We start from the raw sequence: 16,818 nt of genomic DNA on the forward strand, positions 1-16,818 counted from the left end.
GGATTCCTCTGGGTTCCGCCGGGTTCCTCCAGGTCTCCCCGGGTTCCTCGGGGGTTCTGTTCGGGATCACCGAGCTTCCGCCGGGATCCTCCAGGCCCCTCGCTCCTCCCGGTCCACCGTCACCACGATCTTGCCCCGCGTCCGCCCCTCCTGGCTCCGCCGGTGCGCGTCCGCCGCCCGCTCCAGGGGGAAGGTCTCCGACACGTGCACGGTCACGACCCCCTGTTCCGCCAGCTCGGTCAGCCGCAGCAGATCCTCGGCGTCCGGGCGCACGAAGCAGTACCGCCCCCCGTAGTCGACGACGTCCCCGTCGGCGATCGACACCAGACGGCCGCCGGGAACCAGCAGGTTCGCCGAGGTCTTCAGCGTCTCGCCGCCGACCGTGTCGAACACCGCGTCCACGCCCTCCGGCGCCAGCCCCCGCACCCGCTCGGCCAGCCCCTCCCCGTACGTCAACGGTTCCCCGCCCAGCCCTCGGACGTAGTCGTGGTTGCCCTCGCTCGCCGTACCGACGACCCGCGCCCCCAGGTGCCGCCCCAACTGCACGGCGATCGAGCCGACCCCGCCCGCGGCGGCGTGCACGAGGACGGTCTCGCCCCGCTTCACCCGCAGCGCCTTCACCAGGACCTGGTAGGCGGTCAGCCCGGTCAGCGGCAGCCCGGCCGCCTCCTCGAAGGAGAGGTTGCGCGGCTTGCGGGCGAGGGTGCGCAGGGGCGCCGCCACGTACTCGGCGAACGTCCCCCTGGAGAGGAAGTCCTCGCGGACGTAGCCGACGACCTCGTCCCCGACGGCGAGCTCCGTGACGGCGGCCCCGGGCTGTACCACGACCCCCGAGACGTCCCACCCGGGGACGACGGGAAAGACCGGCTGGAGGATCGCGTCGAGATGGCCGTCGCGGCACTTCCAGTCGACGGGATTGACGGCGGCGGCCCGCACCCTCACCAGCACCGAGTCGGGCCCGACCCGCGGATCCGGCACCTCCCCGTACTCCAGCACCTCGGGGCCGCCGTACCGCGCGTAGCTGATCGCCTTCATGGCTCCGACCCTCCGGGGTACCCCGACCTCACGCAAGCCGAACATCCGGATATACACCGTTGAGGTGAGCGCCATGACCACCCTTCACCAGGAACACGCCACCCACACGCACGCCCACGGCCCCGGCTGCGGCCACACCGAGGTGCCCCACGGCGACCACGTCGACTACGCGCACGACGGGCATCTGCACCGCGCGCACGGCGACCACTGGGACGAGTGCGAGCCCGCCGGGCACACCGCCCACGAGCGCCACGAGCACCGTCACGGCGAGGGCTGCGGGCACGCGCGCGTGCCCCACGGCGGCCACGTCGACTATCTCCACGACGGCCATCGCCACGCCGCGCACGACGGCCACTGGGACGACCACTGACCGACGGCGACACGCCCCCGGCAGCTCCCCGCGCACCGCGCCGGGAGCTGTCGGCCTATCGTGGCTCCGATCACGTTCCGCTCCCCCTCTGGACGGCATACCGACCGGTCGGCATCATGAGTCGGGTAGAGTTCACCTGCCCAGAGGAGCGACGATGAGCCCCGACCACCCGCCCGGACTCGATCTCGACCGGTTGCGCGGCCTGCTCGACCGCGAGCGGCCCGGCCTGGTGAACGGCCCGCTGTCCGGTCGGCTGATCGAGGGCGGACGCTCGAACCTCACCTACGCGGTCGACGACGGCACCTCGAAGTGGGTGGTCCGTCGGCCCCCGCTCGGCCACGTCCTGGCCACCGCGCACGACATGAAGCGCGAGCACCGGGTGATCAGCGCACTGCACCCGACGGACGTGCCGGTGCCGCGCCCGGTCCTCCTCTGCGAGCACGAGGACGTCCTCGGGGCGCCGTTCTACGTCATGGAGTTCGTCGAGGGCACCCCCTACCGCACCGCCGAGCAGCTCGCCCCGCTCGGCCCCGGGCGCACCCGGGCCGCCGTGCTGAACCTGGTCGACACGCTCGTCGAGCTGCACGCGGTGGACCCCGCCGAGGTGGGTCTCGCGGACTTCGGCCGCCCCGAGGGCTTCCTGGACCGCCAGCTGCGGCGCTGGGCCAAGCAGCTGGACGCCTCCCGCAACCGCGACCTGGCCGGCATCGACGAGCTGCACGCCACACTCGGCCGGGAGTTGCCCGTCTCCCCCGCCCCGACCGTCGTGCACGGCGACTACCGCCTCGACAACGTCCTGATCGGCGGCGCCGACGACGGGATCAGGGCCATCCTCGACTGGGAGATGTCCACGCTCGGTGACCCCCTCACCGACCTCGGCCTGCTGGTGATGTACAGCCGGCCGCTCGCCCTGCCCGACTCCCCCGTCTCCACCACGGCCGGGGCCCCCGGCCACCCCACCCCCGCCGAGCTGATCGAGCGGTACGCCGCGCGCTCGGGGCGCGACGTGTCCGGCGTCGCCTGGTACACGGCGTTCGCCTGGTTCAAGCTCGCCGTGATCCTGGAGGGCATCCACTACCGCTACACGCTGGGCCAGACGGTCGGCCGCGGCTTCGACCGCATCGGCGATCTCGTCCCCGTCTTCATCGAGCACGGCCTGACCACCCTTCAGGAGGGCTGACCCGCCATGGACTTCGCGTACGACGCACGCACCGAGGAACTCCGCGCCAAGCTGCTCGCCTTCATGGACGAGTACGTCTACCCCGCCGAGCAGGTCGCCCACGAGCAGCGCGCCCGGCTCGCCTCTCCCTGGGACACCCCGCAGGTCGTCGAGGACCTGAAGGCCGAGGCCCGCCGCCAGGGCCTGTGGAACCTCTTCCTGCCCGACGCCGAGTACGGTGCGGGCCTCACCAACCTCCAGTACGCGCCGCTCGCCGAGATCACCGGCCGCAGCCCGCAACTGGCGCCCACCGCGACGAACTGCGCGGCGCCGGACACCGGGAACATGGAGGTGCTGGCCCAGTTCGCCGACGAGCGGCAGAAGAAGCAGTGGCTCGAACCCCTGCTCGCCGGGGAGATCCGCTCGGCGTTCGCGATGACCGAGCCGGACGTGGCCTCCTCGGACGCCACGAACATCACCACGCACATCGAGCGGGCCTCCGACGGCACGGACGAGTACGTCATCACCGGTCGCAAGTGGTACATCTCCGGGGCGATGAACCCGGACTGCCGGATCTTCATCGTGATGGGCAAGACGGACCCGGACGGCGAGGACGTCCGCCGCCAGCAGTCCATGGTGCTGGTCCCCCGCGACACGCCCGGCGTGACCGTGAACCGGGCGATGCAGGTCTTCGGCTACGAGGACCACTACCACGGCGGCCACGCCGAGGTGACCTTCGACCACGCGCGCGTGCCCGTGTCCCACCTGATCGGCGAGGAGGGCGGCGGCTTCGCCATCGCCCAGGCCCGGCTCGGTCCCGGCCGTATCCACCACTGCATGCGGCTGATCGGCATGGCCGAGCGGGCGATCGAGCTGATGTGCCGGCGGGCGACCTCCCGCACGGCCTTCGGCAAGACGCTGGCCCAGCAGGGTGTCGTGCAGAACTGGATCGCGGACGCGCGGGTCACCGTGGAGCAGCTTCGGCTGCTGGTGCTGAAGACCGCCTGGCTGATGGACACCGTCGGCAACCGGGGCGCCCACACCGAGATCCAGGCCATCAAGATCGCCACGCCCCGCGCGGTGGTCGACATCATCGACCGGGCGATCCAGCTGCACGGCGCGGGCGGCGTGAGCCAGGACTTCCCGCTGGCCGAGCTCTACGCGGGCGCCCGGACGCTGATGCTCGCCGACGGCCCGGACGAGGTCCACCAGCGCTCGCTGGCGCGCCGGGAGATCAAGAAGTACCTCTAGTCCTCCAGTCCTCCGAGTCAGGAACGCGCACCCGGCCGTGGCGCCTCGGGGGCCGGGTGCGCGACGACCTGCCCGACCGGTGGACGTCCCCCGCGCGCCTGCGCTCCGGACAGGCCCGAGCGGGGTGGCAGTGACCCCGCTTTGGCCTGCCGGTTGCCGCTACAGCAGGTTGTAGATGTCGTAACCCCAGCCGATCTTCACCGGCTTCTCGTACACGGCCGCGGAGGCTGTGCCCGAGTACCGGTACAGGTCGCCGTCGGGCTCGCGCGCGACCAGGTCCGACGTGCCGTCCGCGTCGAGGTCGCCGACCGACAGCAGACGGTCGTAGATGTTCCAGCCGCGGCCGATCTCCGTACGGGGCGCGAAGGGGGCCTTGTAGTCGCCCGTGCCCTTGTAGAGCCACAGCACGCCGGACTTGTCCCGGGCGACGATGTCGGCCCTGCCGTCGCCGGTCAGGTCGCCCTGGCCGGCTATCTGGGTGTACTGGTCCCAGCCCTTGCCGATGCTGACGCGGGAGTCGACGGTACCGTCCGGGTGGGCGAGGTACACCCACAGGACACCGGCCTTGTCGATGCCGATGAGGTCGGCCTCCTGGGCACCGCCGAGGTCGCCGGGGGAGAGAAGCGTGGTGTAGACGTCGTAGTTCCAGCCGACCTCATTGCTGTGGTGATCGAGGTTGTCGTCGATCCAGTTGTAGTCGAGCGTTCCGTCCTTGTGGAGGTACCAGGTGCCGTCGCTCCACCCGTCCCTGTCGTTGTCGACGTCGATCACGTCGGCGAAGGCCTCGAAGGTGACGCCCACGGGGTAGCGCGGCTCGAAGCCGCCCGCCTCGTCCGCGAAGTACAGGTACAGCTCGTCGGTCTGCTTGTCCACGGCATTCATCGAGAAGGTGGGCGTCGTCACCGGGACGGCGGCGGCGCGGGCGCTCGGCGCGGCGCTCGCGGCCTTCTGGCGGGCCTGGTGCTCGGCGACGGCCGCGCCGCGCGCCTGTTCGGGTCCGGTCGGGTCGCCGGCGGCGAAGGCCGTACCGGCGGTCGCGGCCATGGCGACCGCCACGGCGGTGACGGTGCCCCGCAGCGCGGACCGGCGTCGGATACTGATCATGGAGGTTCCCCCCTGCGATGGGCTCAACGGCACGGCTGCTGTGCCGCGTTGATCAGAAGCCTCTCACAGGGCCCTCACGAACTTCACCCGTGATTTGTCGCCTCTTCAACCACCGGGCACCCGGCCGCCGCGGTGGCGGCGGCCCCGCCGATCACCTCACGGGCGCAGGGACCGCAGCAGCAGGTCGGCCAGGTGGTCGGCCACTTCCTGCGGGCTCAGCGGACCGTCGGGGCGGTACCAGGTGGACAGGTGGTGGACGGAGCCGAAGTGGTAGTCCACCACGAGGTCGGCCGGTGCCTCCTTGGTGAAGACGCCGGCCTGCTGGCCCTCCTCGATCAGCGCACGGAAGCGCTCGTGGTAGCGCCGGCGCTCGGCGCGCACCTGCTTGTTCTTCTCCGGGCTCAGCTGGTGCATGGAGCGGAAGAAGATCGACGCGTCGTCGAGGTTCTCGATCGTCGTGACGACGACGTCGGCCGCCGCGTCCCGGACCCGCTTCTCGACGGGCTCGTCGGAGTCCGCGAAGGCGTCCAGGCGTTCCTGCTGGAGGCGCAGCACGCGCGCGTACACCTCGTGCAGGAGGTCGTCCTTGGAGCCGAAGTAGTGGTAGAGCGCCCCCTTGGTGACGCCTGCCGCCTCGACGATCTCCTGTACCGAGGTGCGGTCGTAACCCTGCTCCGCGAAGAGCCGGGTGGCGGCGGCCAGGAGCCGCTGCGGCACCGGAGTGCCGTCCCCGTCCGTGGTCCTGGGCACTGCCGTCACCTGCCTTTCCGTTTCACTGTCCGTTCTGGTGCGTGCGGGAACGCAGTTCCCGACGGAGGATCTTCCCACTCGCCGTCTTCGGCAAGTCGGGCAGGATCTCCACCTGCCGCGGGTACTTGTAGGCGGCCAGTCTCTCCTCGCAGTACGCGGCGAGCGCGTCCGGGTCCGTCTCGGCGCCCGGGCGGAGGCTGATGTAGGCCTTGACGGTCTCCCCTCGGTACCCGTCGGGCACGCCGACGACGGCGGCCTCGCGCACCGCCGGGTGGGTGTAGAGCACGTCCTCGACCTCGCGCGGCCAGACCTTGAAGCCGGAGGCGTTGATCATGTCCTTCTTGCGGTCGACGACGTAGAGCCACCCCTGGGCGTCCATGAAGCCGATGTCGCCGGTGCGCAGCTCTCCGTCGGGGAAGGTCTCGGCGGTGGCGTCGGGGCGCCGCCAGTAGCCGGGGACGACCTGCGGGCCGCTCACGACGATCTCGCCCTGCTCCCCGAGGGGCACCTCGGTACCCTGCTCGTCGACGATCCGGACGACCGTGTCGGGGCCGGGCACGCCGACGGCGAGGGTCCCGGAGGCCTGGTCGACGGGCGCCTCCAGGTGCGGCGGTACCGAGGCGCACGGCGCGGTGCACTCGGTGAGCCCGTAGCCGTTGCGGATGTACGGGCCGAAGCCCGCGCGGAACTTCTCCACCAGGGCGGGCGGCAGGGGGGCGCCGCCGGAGGAGATGTTCACGAAGGAGGCGAAGTGCTCGCGGGTGACCGACGGGTGGGCGGCCAGCGCCATGAAGGCCGTGGACGGGCCGACGGTGTAGTGCGGCCGGTGCTCGGCGAACGCGTCCAGTACGACGCCCGCCTCGAAGCGGTACGCCAGGACGAGCGTGCCCACACTGTTCAGGCAGGCCCCGAACTCGCAGACCATGCCGGTGATGTGGAACAGCGGCGCCAGAGCGAAGTAGACCGGCGCCTCGGGCAGGCCGAGCCCGGTGCGCTGCCGCTCGGCGTTGTACATGATGTTGCGGTGCGTGTTGGTGGCGCCCTTGGGTGTGCCGCTGGTGCCCGAGGTGTAGCTGATGAGCGCGGTGTCGTCCGGGCCCGGATCGCGGCCCTCGGGCGCCTCGTGGCCGGCGCGGGCCGCCCGGGCGAGGTCGTCGGCGTCGGTGGCGCCAGGGAGCCGGTCGAAGGTCAGCACGCGCGCGTCCCGGCGGGTCTGGAAGTCCAACTCGCACCCCGTGAGCACGATCCGCACGGGCGAGTCCGCGGCCGTCTCCCGCAGATACGACTCCCAGGCCCGGTCGGAGCAGATCAGCGCGGCCACCTCGCCGTCCCGCAGGACGTGGCCGACCTCCCCCGACTTGTACATCGGGTTGACGGGCACGACGACCGCGCCCGCCTTCCAGGCGCCGAGGACGGCGAGCACGAAGTGCGGGGAGTTCTGCAGCAGGACCGCGACCCTCTCACCGCGCTCCAGGCCGCGCGCGGCGAGGTGCCCGGCGACGGAGTCGCTCAGCTCGTCCACCTCGCGGTAGGTGAGGCGGCCGTCGAAGTAGGCGAGGAAGGCCCGGTCGGGGGCCTCGGCGGCGGCCCTGCGCAGGGCGTGCACCAGGGATGCGTCGGGGTCGAGCGGGGCTTTCTGCGCGTCGGTCAGCAGGTCGAGCCAGGGCCTGGCCGCGTAACGGGAGCCGGTCATCGGGCCGTCGCCTCCTCCCACTGCCGCTGGAGGCGGTTCATGCCGTGCAGCCACCGGTCGGGTTCGGCGGCCCGTGTCCGGTAGTACTCCGCGACCTCGGGGTGCGGCAGGATCAGGAAGCGGTCCTCCTCGATGCCCTTGAAGAGGGCGTCCGCCACGTCCTCGGGCTCGATGGCGGTCGGCGCGAGCACCAGGTCGCCCGCGCTGCCGCTCGCGGTCAGCATGTCGGTGCGCACGCCCTGCGGGCAGATGGCGTGCACTTTGATCCCGCGGTGGCGGTAGGTCAGGGACAGCCACTCGGCGAAGGCGTACGCGCCGTGCTTGGTGACGCTGTAGGGCGCCGCGCCGATCATGGTGAGCAGTCCGGCGGCCGAGACGGTGGAGACGAAACGGCCGCTGCCGCGCTCCAGCCAGTCCGGGAGCAGTTCGTGGGCCGCGCGGACGTGGGCCATGACGTTGACGTCCCAGGCGAGTGCCCAGACGGACTCCTCCGCCGCCTCCGAGCCTCCGGAACCGACGCCCGCGTTGGCGCAGTACACGTCGACCGTGCCGCCCAGTGCCTCGCGGGCCTCGGTGACGATCGCGGAGGCGTCGCCCGGGACCGCTGTGCCACCGATCTCGTCGGCGACGGCCCGCGCCCGGGCGGCGTCCAGGTCGTTGACGACGACCCGTGCGCCCTGGGCGGCGAAGCGGCGGGCCAGAGCGGCGCCGATGCCGCCCCCCGCCCCGGTGACGACGACTCCGGCATCCTGCACGGCTTCCACCATCGGTCTCCTTCGACACGGCTGCGACACCCATGCGGCGGCTCTGCCGCAGCGCCAGACTAACCGGTCGGTATGTGCGACGGAAGGGGTGAAACGCGGTTCGACTCGTTCCGTGCGGCCCAGGGCGCGGGTTAGCGTGCGTGCGCATGACACCCGCCGCGATCACGGAGGTCACCGCATGACGCTGTCCAGACGGACCCTGCTCGCCACCACGGCCGCGGTGGCGGCCGGCACCACGGCCACCGCCGGCACCGCGCAGGCGGCGCCCGAGGGCCACGGCGGCCGTCGGCTGCGCACCGGCTTCGAGCGCCTGGCCGACGACGGCTACGCCCCGCTCGACGGGCAGCGGGTCGGCGTCGTCACCAATCCGACCGGCATCACCAGGGACGCGAGCCACATCGTCGACGTGATGCACGCCGACGACCGCGTGGACCTGGTCGCCGTGTTCGGCCCGGAGCACGGCTTCCGCGGGACCGCGCAGGCGGGCGGCTCCGAGGGCCGCTACGACGATCCGGCGACCGGGCTGCCGGTGTACGACACGTACCTGAAGAGCGGGCAGCCGCTCGCGGACGTCTTCACCGCGTCCGGCGTGGACACCGTCGTCTTCGACATCCAGGACGTCGGCGCGCGCTTCTACACGTACATCTGGACGCTGTTCGACTGCATGGAGGCGGCGCGGCTCGCGGGCCGGCGGTTCGTGGTCCTGGACCGGCCGAACCCGGTGACCGGGCGGGCGGCGCTGGGCCCCGTCCTGCACGAGGAGTTCGCGACCTTCGTCGGACGGCAGCCGATCGCGCAGGCGCACGGCATGACGGTCGCCGAGCTGGCGCGGCTCTTCAACGGCGAGTTCCTGGCGTCGCCCGTCCCGCTGGAGACGGTGACGATGACGGGCTGGAAGCGCTCGGAGTTCTACGACACCTCAGGACTGCCCTGGGTACCGCCGAGCCCGAACATGCCGACGCCAAAGACGGCTCTGGTCTACTCGGGCACGTGTCTGTTCGAGGGCACGAACCTGTCGGAGGGGCGCGGCACCACCCGCCCGTTCGAACTGCTCGGCGCGGAAGGCGTCGACGGGCGTTGGGCCGCCGCCGCGAACGGACTCGACCTGCCCGGCGTGCGCTTCAGGGAGGCCTACTTCGCGCCCACCTTCTCCAAGTTCCAGGGGAAGACGGTCGGCGGCGTGCAGCTCCACGTGCACGACCGGGCCGCCTTCGACCCGGTGCGCACCGGGATCGCCCTTCTGGTGACCGCCAGGCGGAGCTGGGACGGCTTCGCCTGGCGGCCGGACAACTGGATCGACAAGCTCACCGGCTCCACGCAGGTGCGCACGATGATCGACGCGGGCGCGGACACCGACGAGGTGGTGGGCGCCTGGCAGCGGGAACTGGCGGCGTTCCACAGGGTCCGCCGCCAGTACCTCCTCTACAAGTGAGCCCGGGGTCGGCCGGTCACCGGTGGGAGGTGAACTCCACGACCTGCTGGTAGGTCGGCCGGTTCTGCCAGCTGATGCCGCCGTGCTTGATGCCGCCGAGGGTGCGGTGGATCACCGAGTCGGCGCACCACTGGTCTCCCGCCTTGCAGCTGTCGTCGCCGGGATAGACCTGGGCGGCCGTGCGGCCCGCCGCCTCCTTCAGGGTGGCGACCAGGGTGTCCCGGCAGGCGGCGAGGTCGCCGCCACCGCAGTACTCGCGCGCCAGCGGGCCCTTCACGGGCTCGCCGAGCACGGCCCGGAGATCCTTGTCGACATAACTCCACCAGCCGTACTGGAAGGCGCTGCCGGCGTGGGCGCCGGTCGGGCCGTGGGCGGCGGACGGGGACTCGTCGACGGGCAGGTTGCGGGTGAAGGCGGTGTACAGGTCGCTGCCGAGGCCGGGTTCGAACTCGGCCTTCACCAGCAGCGGCCACCAGGCGTCCAGGGTGCGGATCGCGTCGGCGTGCGCGTACTTCTTCGAGCCGGCCGAGGTCTCGGTGCGCAGGCCGCCCGCCGCGAGCCATGCCGTGAGCCGGTCCACGGCCGCCTTGGCCGCGGGGTCGGTCACCGGCGCGGAGCCGATCACCTTCAGCAGGTCGGGCAGGACGTCCGCGGCGCGCAGGTCGGCGAGGCCCGCCTCGGCCATCGCCCTCACCAGCGCGGCCCGGGTGACGCCGCCCTCCGCCACCAGTTCCTTGACGCGGTCGTCGAGGAGGTTGCCGCGGTGGACCGAGCCGTTGCCCCAGGGCGCGGCCGGGTAGTCCTTGGCCTGTTTGTTGTTCCAGGAGATGTAGTACTCCTGGTCGACGGACCGGGGGTGGGCCGACGCCGGCGTGTACCGGGCCGTGTTGGCCGCCGGATCCCAGTCCTGCCACTCGTACGCGGGCCGCGCCCAGACCGGGAACTCGGCGTCGACGTCGTCCGCCCGTACCGGGTTGTCGCCGCTGTTGTAGTACGCGGTGTGCTCGGAGTCGGCGTAGAACCAGTTGAAGGTGTAGTTGATGTGCTGGACGGCGCTCTGGAAGCGCTCGGGGCCGTTCAGGTACTCCGGGTCGTTCAGCATCTGGAAGCCGATGATGGAGTCGGCCTCGTGCAGGTAGGAGGAGCGCAGGGTGGTGTAGGCGACCTTCTTCCCACCGACCGTGGCGCGGTACTCGACCGGGCCGTACTTGGTGCGCCAGACCCGCATCGTGTAGGAGCCGGCCGCGGTCGAGTCGGCGACGGTCGGCTTCCAGGCGTTGTGGCGCTCGACCTTCTCCATCGGCGTGCAGGTGCCGCGGTGGAGGTAGTGGTGGTCGTCCTGGCAGAGCTCGACCGCGTAGGTGTCGATGATGTCCTGGCCGGAGGTGGTCGCGCTCCACGCGTAGTCCTGGCCGCGGCCCAGTTCGACGTACATGCTCAGACCCGCGAAGGAGGCGCCGCGGGCGCTCAGGCCCGGTCCCTGGATCTCCTGGAGCATGAGCAGCTGGGGCGCGAAGTAGCCGGTCTGCGGGCCGAAGACGGCGACCGGGTGGCCGCTCGCGGTGTGCTCGCCGCTGACGACCAGCGCGTTGGACATGCCGCGCCTGGCCGACGACACGGCCGCGTTCGCCGCCGTGGCGGAGGCACCGGTCGCGCCCGCCGCGGCAGCGCCGCCCGTACGGTCGTACACCAGCGGCTGCGCCTCGACCGAGCCGGCGTCGGGCAGGGCGCGGCCCTGCGGGTCGTCCGGCGTGGGCAGGTAGGGGAAGGTGCCATCGTGCTGGGTGAGGACGGCCTCGGGATCGTTGCGCTGCCGGAAGGACTCCCAGACCTCGGTGCCCTCGGCCACGCCGTACTTCTCCTGGGCGGCGAGCAGTGACAGCGCGTTGTTGACCTCACCGCCGCCTCCGGCGCCGAAGAGGGAACCGATGACGGAGGCCAGTGCGATCAGGTCGGTGCGCTTGAAGCGTTCGATGGTGCCGGCGTTGGTGATGGCGTCCTTGTGACCGGTCAGGACGTACTCGCCGGGAAAGTAGCGGCCCTTGTCGGAGGCGTCGATGTAGGCGTTGATGCCGGCGACGTAGGCGTCCACGTCGGCGAGTGCCTGCCGGCCGCGCTCGCCGGCCTTGGCCGTGGCGCTCTCGATCTGCGCCTCCAGGTCGGCCTCGGTGTACGGGGCGCTGCGCCAGAACTGCTGCTCCAGGCCCTGGTTGGCGGGGGCGCCGCCGGCGAAGGGGGTCAACTGGCCGCGTCCGACGTGCCGGAAGAGGTCCATCAGCCACAGCCGGTCCTCCGCGGCCGCGTACCCGGCGCCGAACTCGGTGCCGTAGCGGGTGGTGCCGGTGATGTGCGGCACACCGGTCTTCTTGTCGCGGACGATGGTGACGTCGCCGCGTCCGGCGGGGCGGACGGTGGAGGCGACCTGGTCGGCGGGGACGCCGAAGGAGGCGTCGTTGAAGAAGGTGTTGACCTTGTCGTTGGTGAGGCCCGAGTAGCCGGTGGCGAGGCCGGCGTAGGGGCCGAGCTGGTCCTCGGCGTGGGCGGGCTGGGTGCCGAAGGCCTGGTTGAGGAGGATCTGGGCGAGGGTGGCGTTGCCGTTCTGGCCGGGCGGCAGGATGTCGGAACACTGGCCGCCGCAGTGGTCGTTCGCCGCCGCTCGGGCGGTCGTACCGGTGGCGGCACCGGTGTCCTCGCCGGCATCGGCGGCGATCGCCGGGGAAAGCGGAGACAAAAGACCGGCAAGGAGGGCGCATACGGATGCGCCCTTCAGGAACCCGTGGAAGCCGCGGGGAGTTCTCAGTCTGTCGAGGGCGTTGCGTGGGGTGCGCCGTGGCATGGCAGCTCCTCCCGACGGGGGTGGGCGGGACGTTACCGCCGGTATCCCCGAGTTGGAAGATGAACATGCGTCACTTTTTGGAGCGGGCGGACCGGCTGACGAGGGCGTGGGAGATCGGATGGAGCCGAATCGCGTGTCGATACGTCTATTCGGCGACGTCCCTACGACGACGCCGAAGTGACCGAAGTACAGGTGCAGGTGTGACGGAGGTGCAGGGCGATGGCCGGTTTCCGGAGTCTGGCGAGACAGGTCCGCGATCCACGGTGCGACCTGGCGCTACGGCGCTATTCGCTGCGCAAGTGCCTTGAGCGGTTCGCCCCTTACGGACACAGGGCGACCTGGGACCATCTCTGCTCCCGGGCCGGATTCGGCCTCGAGGACCGCTCCCCGGACCCGGCGCGGCTCGTGGCCGCACTGGAGGAGCTGGAGGAGGCGCGTTCGGTGTGGCTGGCCTACGAGGCCGGGTTCGCCGAGCGACGCAGGAAGGAGAAGCACGACGGGCTGCGCAGGCCGGGCAGCGTGGACGACTGGCACCGGCTGACCTGGGGCGGTTTCGGTGTCGCCTGGTGCGACGACCCCCGGGTCCATCCCGACGGGCCCCTGGCGGAGGTGCTGCGCCGGCTGATCTCCGCCCTGGAGCGCGAACCGGGATCGGTGTGCCCGGTGTGCGACGGGGAGCACCTCGTCTGGAAGTACGACCTCGACCACGAACCGTCGACGGGCCCCGTCTGCACGGACTGCGGGATCCTCGTCCCGCGCCCCGTCCTCACCCCCGACGCGCTGGCGGAGGCCCGGCGGGGGCGACGACTGCTGATGTCGGCGTAGCCGATCCGCGGGGGTGTGCCAGGGGGATGCCGCACCCCCGACGGTCCGTGCGGGCCGCGGCCGACGCAGGTGGCGCGTGGCGACCGGCACCATGGGGGGATGGCGCAGGTCTCCACGGCGATCACATCGTGGTCGCGCACCACCTTCCCGGCCGGGCCCCTGTCCTCCCCGTGTGGAGTTCGAGGCGGCCGCGCAGGGCCCGCCGGGCCGCGGTCGGGCACCGCGTCGGTCAGTCGCAGCACTCCGTCTCTCGTTCGCGGGCACGACTCGCGCGCTTGCTACGGGCGTTGGCCTCGCGGCGCTCCACCAGCAGGCGCGAGCCGGCACGGCGCTCGCCGAAGGCGTCGTCGGGATTGGACAGGACACAGCTCTCCAGGGAGAGGCATCCGCATCCGATGCAGTCGGTGAGGTGATCGCGCAGCCGGTTGAGCTGCTTGATGCGTTCCTCGAGCTCGGAGCGCCAGGACTCGGAGAGCCGGGCCCAGTCGTCCCGCGTGGGCGTGCGCTCCTCGGGCAGCTCGGCGAGCGCCTCACGAATCGTGGCCAGCGGGATGCCGACCCGTTGGGCGGCGCGGACGAAGGCGACCCGGCGCAGCGCGTCGCGGCTGAAGCGGCGCTGGTTGCCCGAGGTGCGGCGACTGCTGATCAGGCCCTTGGACTCGTAGAAATGCAGGGCGGAGACGGCGGCGCCGCTGCGCGCGGCGAGCTGGCCGACCGTGAGCTCGTGGATCTTCTCGGGAATCTGAGGCACCCCTCGGAGCCTACCTACTCCGTCACCCGACCGGTCCGTTGACATGGGCCCCGGCGACGACCATGCTAAGCAGTCGCTTAGAACTTCGACGCGGGAGGCCGGGACATGGCAGAGCCGAGGATCTTCACATCCGCCGACGACGTGAAGGCGGCGGTGGGTGAGCAACTGGGGTACACCGACTGGCTGGAGGTCGACCAGAAGCGGATCGACCTGTTCGCGGAGGCCACCGGCGACCACCAGTGGATCCACGTGGACCCGGAGAAGGCCGCGGCGGGCCCGTTCGGGACCACCATCGCGCACGGCTACCTGACCCTGTCGCTGCTTCCGCTCTTCGGGCCGCAGCTGATCCAGGTCGAGGGCGTGAAGATGGGCGTCAACTACGGCACCAACAAGGTCCGCTTCCCCTCCCCCGTCCCGGTCGGCTCGCGGCTGCGCGCCACGGCGACGATCACCGGCGTCGAGGACGTCAAGGGAGGGATCCAGGTGGCGGTCGCCTTCACCGTGGAGCGCGAGGGCGGCGACAAGCCGGTGTGCGTCGCCGAGTCCGTCTCGCGCTACTACCTCTGAATCACCTCTGAGCCAAGGGCGGTTCCGCTCCCACCATCCGCAGCACGAGGTCGGCGTAGAGCGCGCCGACCTCGTCGGGCGTCCGGGGGCCGTTCACGTTGAACCAGCGGGCCACGTCGATGCAGAGCGACAGCACGGCGAGCGTCGTGCCGTGCACGTCCGGCACGTCGAACTCGCCCGAGGCCACGCCGTCCTCGATGATCCCGCGCACCTCGGCGTCGACCCGCCGGCGCAGCGCGAGGATCTCGTCGCGGGCCTCGGGTCCGAGCGCGTCCAGCTCGTACTGCACCACGCGCGCGGTGGTGCGCCGCCCCGCGTGCCAGCGCACGAAGGAACTCACGGCGTCGGCGAGCCGCTCCGTGGCGCCGCCCCCGCCCTGGGACGCCGTCCGCAGGATGCCGAGCGCCCGGTCGTGGCCGATGCGGCTGATGCGGTGGAGCAGCTCTTCCTTGGTCTTGTAGTGGATGTAGAGCGCGGCCGGGCTCATGCCGGCACGCCCGGCGATGTCGCGGGTCGTGGTCGCGTGGTACCCGCGCTCGGCAAAGGCCTCCACGGCGGCGACCAGGAGCCGCCGGGCCGCGTCAGGGGTGACCTCTTCCCACGGCTCGATGTCGCCGCCCGCCGTCTCGGCCGCCGTACTCATCGCTTGTTCGCCCCTCTCGGTGACAGGAGCACCACCATACCCGCCGAAGCTGAGCGGTCGCTTAGGGCCGGTCTCCGACGGACGCGTCAGCCCAGCTTCTCGAAGGGGTCGTGCTCGGCGAGGAGCTTCTCCAGCCGGGCCTGGTCGACGCGGCTCACGATCTGGCCGGCCTCCTGACGGTCCCTGATGATCTTGGCCAGGGTGAAGGCCGAGGTGACGAGGTACAGGACGGCGATGGCGAGGAAGGCACGCACCCAGGCGTCGGCCTCGAGGTTGTAGATGCCGATGGCGGTGGCGACCATGGCCACCGCGAAGGACGCCACGGCCTGCCCGTAGAAGGCGGCGGTGCTCTGCTGCTTGACCGGTGTGTCACTCATGGGAACAAGGGTCGGCGGATGTGGCGCCCCCCACATCCGCCGGTGTACTCAGTTCTCGTACTCAGTACGTCCCAGAAGGCTCCCAGAAGCCCCTCTGAGGCCCCTCAGAAGGCCGAAACCCCGGTCAGCGCGCGTCCGATGACCAGCTTCTGGATCTGGCTGGTGCCCTCGTAGAGGGTCATCACACGGGCGTCGCGCAGCAGCTTGCCGGCCGGGTACTCGTCGATGTAGCCGTAGCCGCCGAAGACCTGCAGGGCGTTGTTGGCGGCGCGGACGGCGGCCTCCGAGGCGAACAGCTTGGCCTTGGAGGACTCGACGGTGAAGGGCTGCCCGCGGTCGATGAGGTCGGCGACCCGCCAGGTCAGCAGCCGGGCCGCGTCCACGTCGAGGGCGATGTCGCTGATCAGCTCCTGCACCAGCTGGTGGTGGGCGATGGTCTTCCCGAACTGCTCGCGCTCGCCCGCGTACCGCACGGCCGCGTCCAGGGCGGCCTGGGCGATGCCGACACAGCCGGCCGCGACCGACATCCGCCCCTTGGCCAGGGCCGACATGGCGACCGAGAAGCCCTTGCCCTCGGGTGCCAGCATCGCGGAGGCGGGGACGCGGACGTCCTCCAGGACCAGTTCGGCGGTGGCCTGGCCGCGCAGCCCGAGCTTGCCGTGGATGGCGCGGCGGGTCAGGCCGGGGGTGTCGGTGGGCACGAGGAAGGCGGAGACGCCCTTGTGGCCGGGGGCGTCCGTGGAGCGGGCGAAGAGCAGGACGACGTCGGCCCAGGTGCCGTTGGTGATGAACGTCTTGGTGCCGTTGACGACGTAGTCGTCGCCGTCGCGGACCGCGCGCGTGGAGAGGTTCCCGGCGTCCGATCCGGTGCCGGGCTCGGTCAGGCCGAAGCAGCCGACGTACGCGCCGGAGGTCAGCCCCGGCAGCCAGCGGCGCTTCTGCTCCTCGTCGCCCCAGGCGGCGATGGTCTTGGCGACCAGGCCGAGGGAGACGGACACGATGCCACGCACGGAGCTGTCGCCGCGGCCCAGCTCCTCCGTCACCAGGCAGTACGCGAGGTGGTCGCCGCCGCTGCCGCCGTACTCCTCGTCGACGGTCAGGCCGAGGAAGCCGACCTCGCCGAGCTTCTTCACGAGGGACCGGTCCACCTCCTCGGCGCGGTCCCAGTCCACGACGTGGGGGGCGATCTCGCGCTCCACGAAGTCCCGGGCGAGCTGCCGTACGGCGCTCTGCTCCTCGCTGAGCTCCAGGTTCATGCCGA

16 protein-coding genes are annotated in these 16,818 nt (G+C 71.6%); 6 read left to right on the forward strand and 10 right to left on the reverse strand.

The genetic code is table 11. The features are described from left to right. Positions 1 to 66: 66 nt before the first annotated feature. A complete protein-coding gene (locus RM812_RS14050; protein WP_311572842.1) occupies positions 67 to 1,035 on the reverse strand; it encodes an NADP-dependent oxidoreductase in 969 nt (322 codons plus the stop codon). Between the two features lie 73 nt (positions 1,036 to 1,108). On the opposite strand from RM812_RS14050, the gene RM812_RS14055 reads away from it, so the two are divergent. From RM812_RS14055 to RM812_RS14065, 3 genes are all read left to right on the forward strand, one after another. After that, positions 1,109 to 1,405 carry a hypothetical protein gene (locus RM812_RS14055; RefSeq protein ID WP_311572843.1) on the forward strand — a complete coding sequence of 99 codons (297 nt, stop codon included), beginning with the start codon at positions 1,109 to 1,111 and terminating at the stop codon, positions 1,403 to 1,405. Between the two features lie 154 nt (positions 1,406 to 1,559). Beyond that, entirely contained in the window at positions 1,560 to 2,585 is a 1,026-nt protein-coding gene (locus tag RM812_RS14060) for a phosphotransferase family protein (protein WP_311572844.1), read from the forward strand. A 6-nt stretch (positions 2,586 to 2,591) separates the two neighbouring features. Continuing rightward, positions 2,592 to 3,815, forward strand: a complete 1,224-nt coding sequence (locus RM812_RS14065) for an acyl-CoA dehydrogenase family protein (RefSeq protein WP_311572845.1) — start codon at positions 2,592 to 2,594, stop codon at positions 3,813 to 3,815. 159 nt (positions 3,816 to 3,974) lie between these two features. On the opposite strand, the gene RM812_RS14070 is transcribed toward RM812_RS14065, so the two are convergent. From RM812_RS14070 to RM812_RS14085, 4 genes are all read right to left on the reverse strand, one after another. Then, entirely contained in the window at positions 3,975 to 4,919 is a 945-nt protein-coding gene (locus RM812_RS14070) for an FG-GAP repeat domain-containing protein (protein ID WP_311572846.1), read from the reverse strand. Between the two features lie 156 nt (positions 4,920 to 5,075). Continuing rightward, positions 5,076 to 5,669 (reverse strand): TetR/AcrR family transcriptional regulator, encoded by a 594-nt coding sequence (locus tag RM812_RS14075; protein ID WP_311572847.1) that lies wholly within the window; start codon positions 5,667 to 5,669, stop codon positions 5,076 to 5,078. Between the two features lie 22 nt (positions 5,670 to 5,691). Beyond that, the gene (locus RM812_RS14080; RefSeq protein ID WP_311572848.1) at positions 5,692 to 7,362 is read right to left on the reverse strand and encodes a class I adenylate-forming enzyme family protein; all 1,671 of its coding nucleotides are present in this window, start codon (positions 7,360 to 7,362) and stop codon (positions 5,692 to 5,694) included. Then, the gene (locus tag RM812_RS14085) at positions 7,359 to 8,129 is read right to left on the reverse strand and encodes an SDR family oxidoreductase (protein WP_311572849.1); all 771 of its coding nucleotides are present in this window, start codon (positions 8,127 to 8,129) and stop codon (positions 7,359 to 7,361) included. The genes RM812_RS14080 and RM812_RS14085 overlap by 4 nt, the downstream gene beginning before the upstream one ends. Positions 8,130 to 8,304: 175 nt before the next feature. Here RM812_RS14085 and RM812_RS14090 point away from each other — a divergent pair, with 175 nt between their 5' ends. After that, positions 8,305 to 9,558, forward strand: coding sequence for an exo-beta-N-acetylmuramidase NamZ family protein (locus RM812_RS14090; RefSeq protein WP_311572850.1), 1,254 nt, complete (start codon positions 8,305 to 8,307; stop codon positions 9,556 to 9,558). Positions 9,559 to 9,574: 16 nt separating this feature from the next. On the opposite strand, the gene RM812_RS14095 is transcribed toward RM812_RS14090, so the two are convergent. Continuing rightward, positions 9,575 to 12,394 (reverse strand): penicillin acylase family protein, encoded by a 2,820-nt coding sequence (locus tag RM812_RS14095; protein ID WP_311572851.1) that lies wholly within the window; start codon positions 12,392 to 12,394, stop codon positions 9,575 to 9,577. Between the two features lie 219 nt (positions 12,395 to 12,613). Between RM812_RS14095 and RM812_RS14100 the strand changes: the two genes are divergently transcribed. Then, positions 12,614 to 13,219, forward strand: coding sequence for a hypothetical protein (locus RM812_RS14100; RefSeq protein WP_311572852.1), 606 nt, complete (start codon positions 12,614 to 12,616; stop codon positions 13,217 to 13,219). Between the two features lie 229 nt (positions 13,220 to 13,448). Here RM812_RS14100 and soxR read toward each other — a convergent pair whose 3' ends face one another. After that, positions 13,449 to 13,970: a redox-sensitive transcriptional activator SoxR gene (soxR, locus tag RM812_RS14105; protein WP_311572853.1), complete on the reverse strand. Its 522-nt coding sequence runs from the start codon at positions 13,968 to 13,970 to the stop codon at positions 13,449 to 13,451. Between the two features lie 105 nt (positions 13,971 to 14,075). On the opposite strand from soxR, the gene RM812_RS14110 reads away from it, so the two are divergent. Beyond that, the gene (locus tag RM812_RS14110; protein ID WP_311572854.1) at positions 14,076 to 14,537 is read left to right on the forward strand and encodes a MaoC family dehydratase; all 462 of its coding nucleotides are present in this window, start codon (positions 14,076 to 14,078) and stop codon (positions 14,535 to 14,537) included. 1 nt (position 14,538) lies between these two features. Here RM812_RS14110 and RM812_RS14115 read toward each other — a convergent pair whose 3' ends face one another. The 3 genes from RM812_RS14115 to RM812_RS14125 all read right to left on the reverse strand — a co-directional run bounded on the left by RM812_RS14115 (position 14,539) and on the right by RM812_RS14125 (position 16,813). Continuing rightward, a complete protein-coding gene (locus tag RM812_RS14115) occupies positions 14,539 to 15,180 on the reverse strand; it encodes a TetR/AcrR family transcriptional regulator (RefSeq protein WP_311572855.1) in 642 nt (213 codons plus the stop codon). Between the two features lie 86 nt (positions 15,181 to 15,266). After that, positions 15,267 to 15,557 (reverse strand): YiaA/YiaB family inner membrane protein, encoded by a 291-nt coding sequence (locus RM812_RS14120; RefSeq protein ID WP_311572856.1) that lies wholly within the window; start codon positions 15,555 to 15,557, stop codon positions 15,267 to 15,269. A 104-nt stretch (positions 15,558 to 15,661) separates the two neighbouring features. After that, entirely contained in the window at positions 15,662 to 16,813 is a 1,152-nt protein-coding gene (locus RM812_RS14125) for an acyl-CoA dehydrogenase family protein (RefSeq protein WP_311572857.1), read from the reverse strand. Positions 16,814 to 16,818: the final 5 nt, after the last annotated feature.

Source organism: Streptomyces lancefieldiae (assembly GCF_031845825.1).
Taxonomy (GTDB): Bacteria; Actinomycetota; Actinomycetes; order Streptomycetales; family Streptomycetaceae; genus Streptomyces; species Streptomyces lancefieldiae.

Bases quoted from the DNA above. Each gene is read 5' to 3' on its own strand.
- RM812_RS14080 (WP_311572848.1), bottom strand. From the start codon at position 7,362: ATGACCGGCTCCCGTTACGCGGCCAGGCCCTGGCTCGACCTGCTGACC.
- RM812_RS14085 (WP_311572849.1), bottom strand. From the start codon at position 8,129: ATGGTGGAAGCCGTGCAGGATGCCGGAGTCGTCGTCACCGGGGCGGGG.
- RM812_RS14125 (WP_311572857.1), bottom strand. From the start codon at position 16,813: ATGAACCTGGAGCTCAGCGAGGAGCAGAGCGCCGTACGGCAGCTCGCC.
- RM812_RS14095 (WP_311572851.1), bottom strand. From the start codon at position 12,394: ATGCCACGGCGCACCCCACGCAACGCCCTCGACAGACTGAGAACTCCC.
- RM812_RS14120 (WP_311572856.1), bottom strand. From the start codon at position 15,557: ATGAGTGACACACCGGTCAAGCAGCAGAGCACCGCCGCCTTCTACGGG.
- RM812_RS14065 (WP_311572845.1), top strand. From the start codon at position 2,592: ATGGACTTCGCGTACGACGCACGCACCGAGGAACTCCGCGCCAAGCTG.
- RM812_RS14060 (WP_311572844.1), top strand. From the start codon at position 1,560: ATGAGCCCCGACCACCCGCCCGGACTCGATCTCGACCGGTTGCGCGGC.
- RM812_RS14110 (WP_311572854.1), top strand. From the start codon at position 14,076: ATGGCAGAGCCGAGGATCTTCACATCCGCCGACGACGTGAAGGCGGCG.
- RM812_RS14090 (WP_311572850.1), top strand. From the start codon at position 8,305: ATGACGCTGTCCAGACGGACCCTGCTCGCCACCACGGCCGCGGTGGCG.
- RM812_RS14055 (WP_311572843.1), top strand. From the start codon at position 1,109: ATGACCACCCTTCACCAGGAACACGCCACCCACACGCACGCCCACGGC.
- RM812_RS14070 (WP_311572846.1), bottom strand. From the start codon at position 4,919: ATGATCAGTATCCGACGCCGGTCCGCGCTGCGGGGCACCGTCACCGCC.
- RM812_RS14050 (WP_311572842.1), bottom strand. From the start codon at position 1,035: ATGAAGGCGATCAGCTACGCGCGGTACGGCGGCCCCGAGGTGCTGGAG.
- RM812_RS14115 (WP_311572855.1), bottom strand. From the start codon at position 15,180: ATGAGTACGGCGGCCGAGACGGCGGGCGGCGACATCGAGCCGTGGGAA.
- RM812_RS14100 (WP_311572852.1), top strand. From the start codon at position 12,614: ATGGCCGGTTTCCGGAGTCTGGCGAGACAGGTCCGCGATCCACGGTGC.